The following is a 334-nucleotide window of genomic DNA, read 5'->3' on the forward strand; positions in this document are numbered from 1 at the left end:
GAGATACTCCAATAAGTTTGAATACATTACCAACATTATCAACAACAGCAACCTCAGCCTCATCGGTAGCAGGCAGCCCGTACGCGATTACGGCAAGCGGTGCAGTGAATGCGAATTACACAATCAGTTATGTGCCGGGTACCCTAACGGTAACACCTGCTTCACTGACGATTATTGCAGATAACCAAACGAAAGTTTACGGGGCGGCTGTGCCAGCGCTTACAGCCAGTTACGCTGGTTTTGTAAATGGAGATACTCCATTAAGTTTGACTACATCACCAACCCTATCAACAACAGCAACCCCGGCCTCATCAGTAGCGGGTAGTTCTTACCC

1 protein-coding gene is annotated in these 334 nt (G+C 47.9%); it reads left to right on the forward strand.

Annotated features, from left to right (window positions below; all coding sequences use genetic code 11):
• Positions 1 to 17: 17 nt before the first annotated feature.
• Positions 18 to 334: MBG domain-containing protein (locus GSY63_RS00040; protein ID WP_208094401.1), on the forward strand; the 317-nt coding region annotated here is incomplete at its 3' end.

Source organism: Mucilaginibacter agri, assembly GCF_009928685.1.
Lineage (GTDB): Bacteria > Bacteroidota > Bacteroidia > Sphingobacteriales > Sphingobacteriaceae > Mucilaginibacter > Mucilaginibacter agri.